This window comes from Marinobacter lutaoensis (genome assembly GCF_001981305.1).
GTDB classification, from domain to species: Bacteria; Pseudomonadota; Gammaproteobacteria; order Pseudomonadales; family Oleiphilaceae; genus Marinobacter; species Marinobacter lutaoensis.
Genome location: NZ_MSCW01000016.1, coordinates 1 through 4390, shown reverse-complemented (window position 1 = coordinate 4390; position 4390 = coordinate 1). Strand labels below are relative to the sequence as shown.

Annotated in this window: 4 protein-coding genes; 3 read left to right on the top strand and 1 reads right to left on the bottom strand. The window is 59.0% G+C overall.

Going from position 1 to position 4390, the window contains the following annotated elements:
• The 3 genes from BTO32_RS18175 to BTO32_RS17430 form a co-directional block, all read left to right on the top strand.
• Nucleotides 1–596, top strand: a 596-nt coding sequence (locus tag BTO32_RS18175; RefSeq protein ID WP_425435236.1) for a bacteriophage T4 gp5 trimerisation domain-containing protein, incomplete at its 5' end; no start/stop codon positions are given.
• Complete coding sequence (locus tag BTO32_RS17435; RefSeq protein ID WP_175618689.1) at nucleotides 565–1455, top strand: DUF4123 domain-containing protein; 891 nt, start codon at nucleotides 565–567, stop codon at nucleotides 1453–1455. The genes BTO32_RS18175 and BTO32_RS17435, both read left to right, overlap by 32 nt.
• Nucleotides 1427–3919 (top strand): LysM peptidoglycan-binding domain-containing protein, encoded by a 2493-nt coding sequence (locus BTO32_RS17430; protein WP_076725939.1) that lies wholly within the window; start codon nucleotides 1427–1429, stop codon nucleotides 3917–3919. The genes BTO32_RS17435 and BTO32_RS17430 overlap by 29 nt, the downstream gene beginning before the upstream one ends.
• Nucleotides 3920–3939: 20 nt before the next feature.
• Here the strand turns inward: BTO32_RS17430 and BTO32_RS17425 are convergent.
• Nucleotides 3940–4390, bottom strand: a 451-nt coding sequence (locus BTO32_RS17425; RefSeq protein ID WP_139339141.1) for a formylglycine-generating enzyme family protein, incomplete at its 5' end; no start/stop codon positions are given.

Below are 4390 nucleotides of genomic sequence, written 5' to 3'. Positions count from 1 at the left end.
ACCGCACCGAGTGCATAGGACATGACAGCCACCTGACGGTGGCCGGGAACCGGTTCGACCACATCCGGGGCAGCCGGCACCTGACCGTCGATGGCGAGGCGCGGGAGCAGGTGGGCGCGGACTACAGCCTGACCGTCGGAGGCCATCACCACAGTCGCCAGGGGCAGGCCCAGCGGGTAGAGGCGGGTACGGAAATCCATCACCGGGCCGGTATGAAGATCGTCATTGAGGCCGGGGCGGAAGTCACTCTCAAGGCCGGCGGTAGTTTCATCAAGGTGGACCCCAGCGGCGTGACTGTGTCCGGGCCACAGGTGCGCATGAACTCCGGCGGCAGTCCGGGGCGTGGCACACCCCAGTCCGCGCAGCCGCCGGAGGCACCAAACAGCCTCGACCGCGACAGCGCCCAGGCGGAGCCCGTCGACTTGGCGGAGGTCGGCGAACGGAAGAACGCCGATCCGGATGTGCCGGCTGCGAGCACCATGAGTCCGGACACCTATTCGAAACTGTTGAGGGAAGCCGCCGAGAAGGGTGCGGCTTTGGTCTCGGCCTGTGAGTTCGATGAGCATGGACGCTGCAAACTGCATCAGCACGCTTGAACAACGAGCACCGGAAGGCGTCAGGCCTCAGGTCGCGGACTATGCGCTGATGGATCTGGCTTGCGACGACTCGTTTATGACCCGTTTGTACCACGCAATGGCGAAGGAAGCCATTGACTGGTGGAGCTTGTTTGAGGGTACGCCCTTGCAGCCGTCGTGGAAAGCCGGGCCAATATTACTGGATCTGCGCGCCGCACCGCGGTTTCAGACGGAGCTGTTGGCGTGGGCGGAGGCCACACCGGTCGGCGTGTTCCTGGCCTCCGGACAGCCGCTCTCGGAGGTCCGGAAGGTGGCTTCGCGCTGGCTGACGCAGGTTGCCGGAGGCAGTGGCACTCTGCTGCGCTACTACGATCCACGCATTCTGGCACCCTTGCTCTGCGTGCTGTCCTCTGAGCAGCGGGCCGGATTGCTGGCGCCGGCCGATACGTGGCACTGGCACGATGGTCACCGCTGGCGCCATGCGGTTGGGCCTTTGCAAGCCGGCACTGACGGCGCATTCCCAACAGACATCCAAGCGGACAAGGTAACGCGGGCCCAGCTTGATAACCTACAGCATTACCGGCTGGCCGCCGAAGCGCAGGCTCTGAGTACCCATTACAAAGCGGTACTGCCGGAATCGGAATCGCCGGCGGCATGGGTGCTGGAGCGGTTTCGGGATGGCGTTGCCCTTGGCATATCCGGCCGGTTAGCACTCGAACGCTGGCTGCGTCTTGCCATCACGCAGGGCGCCGGTTTCTACCAGGACGCTCCATTCAACGCCATTTGGGCCCGGAACGACCTGACCACACTGGAAAAACTCACGGCCATGGAACGCGAATCGGAGGCAGGGAATGCTTCAATACACAGTTCAGCCGGGTGATACCCTCTCCGGAATTGCCCACAAACACCAGGTTACCGTTGAAGCCATACAGTCCGAAAACCCCCGGATCACCGATATCAACCGCATTGAAGCGGGGTGGCAGCTGCGCATTCCCGCCAACGACCGCGACTCGGGTGGCGATCTTCCGCCCCCGCGGGCTGCCAGTAACAACGAAACCTTCGAACCCGAGTGCAAGGTTTGCAGCGACGAGTATGCCGACATAATCCATGTCACCGGTGCCACCGACGACCAATGGTGCCTGGCATTGCCTGAGTCGGCCGCTGAAGAACTCTACCGGGAAATTGAACGGGTCGATGAGCTGATGGCGGCGTTCAAAGCGGCCCAAAGCAAGGCTGAAAACGACCAGACGGAAGGCGACGCTGACCCGCGGAAGGCGTGGTTGCAGCAGGCAGCGGAAGAAGGCGTTATCGATCCGGAGCCGGAACAACCGGAGGAGCCGGTAAAGCGGGCGTCGCGAACAGCGTCACTGATTGCGCAGCTAAACGAGCAGATTGCCTGGTACGAAGCGTTTGATCCTGGCTATTTCTGGTCGTTTGCCGGCGGTGACGACGCCAAACGCGAGGCCATCCTGCAAGCCGCTAAGGAGAAACGCTTGCAGCTCCTGCGCAGCGAGCGGGATGCGCTTCAGGCTCAGCTTGCCCCGGCGAAACCCGCCGACAAAGGGGTGATCGGTGGCAGCATCAAAGCGAAAGATTTTCTCAACAACAGCAACCGTGTGGAAGTTGGAACCCTTGGGCAACGCCGAAAGACGGAGGTGGGCATTGTCGAAATCATGGTCTTCAGTCGACCGGGTCGGTGGTACTACGTTCGTAAACGGTTCTATACCGGATTCGTCCGACGTTACGCTTCCATCCGCTCCATCAAGAAAACCCGATCGATTTCGCAGGCGCTGTCCAATCCTTCCGCCACCGCCAAAGAGCTGATCGGAAAAATCCGTGACGACATCGCGGCCGATGCGGCGAAAAGCCCCATTGGCCGAATTGAGGTCAAGTTTGCTCAGGAACAAAGCTCGAAACACCTCCTGGGCGAAGAGCATTCCTCGTTTAAATGGACTCTGGACGACGCCAATCCGGCGGATCGGCGGTTTCAGGCCAGCGCCGAAGCTCATCTGATGCGGTTTGCCATGCAGGCCAGCGCCGGTATCAACAGCTTTGACCTGAGCAAAGGCGAGGTCGATATCGGCGCCAAAGCACAAGCCTCGATGGCGCTGGCGGAGGCGGAAGTCAAACTATCCCAGGTTTTCGTGCCCAACGAGGCCGGATGGGATTGCCGGTTTACCTATCGCAACCGCGATGGAAAACTGAGTGACCTGGCCTTCGGCGCATTCCGGCTCAGCGGCGAAATTACCCTGAACTGTTTTGCCGGTAGCCGCGCCAGTGGCGAGGCCAACGTTCGCCTCAGCACCGGTGCCGCCAGCTTCTTGCTCTCCGACCGCAAAAAAGTGGCCGCCACCGGTGTTGGCTTGAGCCTGTCGGGCAATGCCTTCGCCGGCGCCGAGGCGGGTGGTTCGGTCAGTGGCAGCGTCGCTTGGCTGCATCCTGACGAGCAGTTCCGCAAAAACGCCAACTGGAAGGATTTGGTCAAAATCGAAGCGGGCGGAACGGTCGCGGCGGGCGTTGGGGCTGGGTTGGATTTTGAGCTCACAGTCAGCTCAGATGGAGTGTTTTTCGTTGGAAGTGGGCGCCTAGTCTTTGGACCTGGAGCGAGTGGGAGCTTTGCCACGGTTATTGACGCTGAGGCCGCGTGGACGTTGTGCCAGACTGTCTACGATGTCTTGGATGAAACTGACTATAGTTATTTGTCCAATGTGTCTAAGGAACTGTTTACTCAGTGGTATCGGTCTCTCTACATGGGGCTTACGCGTACGGTCTCCGATTTACCCGAGATGCTTGCCGCTCCCCGGGAAGCGTTCAAAGCAGCATGGAAAACGAGGCAGAGTAAGAAAAGAGAAGCTGCGATATTGGCCCAACAAATCCTTCAAGCAGGGCGCCGAGCCCAAGGGCTGGGTGGGCTAGCCAGAATGGAGTATGAAGGTATACCGTTTGCCAAGTTGCCTCCGGAAACCCTTGGCATGATCTGTCACACCTTAGTGGCCTCTTTTGTAGACAGCTTTGAGGAAGATCAGGAAACGGCGTTGTTGCTGGTGTTGTCGACAATCGGCTCATGGAGAAAATTCTTTGAGGTATTGGAGCACATGAGTGACGACGGAGAAAAAGTCAATCCGGTTGTCAGCCTGGAGATGATCGTTGCGCTGCTGGACGATTCGCTAGGGAGTGACCAGCTTTCAGAGTTTTATCACTGGGTACTTAACGACCTTGGCACTATTAACAGGGATCAGTTGACACTTGCATGGACAAAAGCGCCAGTCGCGACAAAGAAAAAACGTATCATCGCTAAGCTAGAACATTTGGACGAAGCACGCTCAGCGCGCAACCTTGTATAAACGAAACGGAGATTGCTGGTTTACAAACCGCTGATTGCACATCGAAAGCCGCGAATCGGAGAGTATAGCTTCTGTTCAATGCGGCGAGGAGAGCGTATTACCGTAGTGTTGGTCTTTGGCGTATTACCCGTAGCAAGTCCCCGGTACACTTTTTCTGAGCCGGTCTCAGGTCCTCTGGGATCGTACTGCGGGCTGTTTTGGTAATAGTCGGCCGAGTACCAATCGTATATCCACTCGCCGGCGTTGGCCGCCAGGTCATAGATGCCGAGGGGATTGGGCGGATAACTGCCAACGGGGAGCACGTCTTCGTCCGGAGCCGGATAATTCCGCCCAGGTTCAATTTTGCCATTGTCGGTTGCATAGAGGACCTTTTGGCCCCGGTTACGGGAGACGTACTCCCACTGGGCTTCCGTGGGCAGGTCAATATTCCGGCCGGACAGGGTTCCCAGCCATTGGCAATACTCATGGGCT